The following is a 252-nucleotide window of genomic DNA, read 5'->3' as shown; positions in this document are numbered from 1 at the left end:
AGGGCGTCGCAGCCGTCGAATATCCGCCTGTCATGCGCTTCGTCGAGAAGCAACAGCAACCGCGTGTTTTCTATCGTTCCCGCAGCTATGACGAAATGGTCGGCGTGGACCATGAGCGTCGAACCTGCCTGACCGCGGCACAGGGCCGTATCCAGACGCTGCGACAGCCGGTCTGCGGTGAAATCGCAAACGGTCGCATCCATCCACACGTCGACAAGCGGGTGGCGTGACAGGTCGCGTTGGAGGATGCTC

The 252-nt window shown here is 61.5% G+C and carries 1 protein-coding gene; it reads left to right on the top strand.

Going from position 1 to position 252, the window contains the following annotated elements; genetic code table 11:
- On the top strand, window positions 1-230 hold a 230-nt coding region (locus KVT44_RS56440; RefSeq protein WP_217577068.1), incomplete at its 5' end, for a hypothetical protein.
- Window positions 231-252 lie beyond the last annotated feature (22 nt).

This window comes from Streptomyces sp. GbtcB7 (assembly GCF_019091445.1).
Taxonomy (GTDB): Bacteria; Actinomycetota; Actinomycetes; order Streptomycetales; family Streptomycetaceae; genus Streptomyces; species Streptomyces mirabilis.
This window is presented reverse-complemented; position numbering and strand designations above follow the sequence as displayed.